General features: G+C 70.0%; 2 protein-coding genes. Both read right to left on the reverse strand.

Annotated elements, in window-relative coordinates; genetic code table 11:
• Positions 1 to 153: thiolase family protein (locus G6028_RS14025; protein ID WP_479682430.1), on the reverse strand; the 153-nt coding region annotated here is incomplete at its 3' end.
• Between the two features lie 44 nt (positions 154 to 197).
• Entirely contained in the window at positions 198 to 779 is a 582-nt protein-coding gene (locus G6028_RS14030) for a TetR/AcrR family transcriptional regulator (RefSeq protein ID WP_182659238.1), read from the reverse strand.
• Between the last annotated feature and the right edge of the window lie 170 nt (positions 780 to 949).

Raw genomic sequence — 949 nt, forward strand, 5'->3', positions numbered from 1 at the left:
CTCCGGGTCGATTCCCGTGCGCTCGACGACGGCGCGGATGACGTGCGCGGCCAGGTCCGCCGGGTGCTGGCCGGACAGGCTGCCGCCGCGCTTGCCCGCGGGCGTCCGGACTGCGTCGATCACGTAGGCCTCGCGGCCGGTCACGCTGGTCATGTGTCTCCTCGTGGGGGTATGAGATCAGGATGGGGTGGTGCTGATCAGTCGACGGCCAGGCCGTCGAGCACGATGCGCAGGTACTGGTCCGCGATCGCGGCGTGGTCGTCGGCGTCCTCCGGCCGGTACCAGCGCACTGCCACCCAGACGGTGTCCCGGAGGAACCGGTAGGTGAGCCGGATGTCGAGGTCGGGACGGAACTCCCCGGACTCCATTCCCCGACTCAGCACGTCGGTCCACATCTCGCGGAACTCGGTGTTGCGCTCGCGGAGGTAGTCGAACCTCGGATTGCCCCGGAGATGCTTGAGCTCGTCCTGGTAGATGGCCACCTCGTCGCGGTGGCGGTGGATGGCCTCGAACGAGACGCGCACCAGCCCCTCGAGGGTCTCCCGGGGCGACGACCCCGCGTCGACGATCCGCTGGTAGTCACCGAAGAGCGAGTCGAGGAATCCGCGGAGGATCTCGTCTACGATCGCCTCCTTGGACGTGAAGTGGTGGTACAGGCTGCCCGAGAGGATGCCGGCCGCGTCGGCGATGTCTCGCACGGTGGTGGCGCGGAGGCCGCGCTCGGCGAAGAGCCCGGCGGCGATCGCCAGGAGCTCCTCACGTCTGGTCGTGCTGGTCATTCGGCCACCCTACCAACCAAGCACTTGCTAGGTACAGGACACCGCGACCCGAGGCCTGCGGCGGCCGCGTCGGTCCGCCCGCCGGCGCGGCCGACTGCCTAGACTCCCCACCATGCGCCCCACGATCTCGTCCCCACCGCGCCGAGCCGGTCGCCGTGTCCTCGCGGCCT

The sequence above is a fragment of the Dietzia cercidiphylli genome (assembly GCF_014145145.1).
GTDB classification, from domain to species: domain Bacteria; phylum Actinomycetota; class Actinomycetes; order Mycobacteriales; family Mycobacteriaceae; genus Dietzia; species Dietzia natronolimnaea.

What these genes read in the sequence shown, in the direction of transcription:
- G6028_RS14030 (WP_182659238.1), bottom strand. Translation starts at nt 779, where the DNA reads ATGACCAGCACGACCAGACGTGAGGAGCTCCTGGCGATCGCCGCCGGG.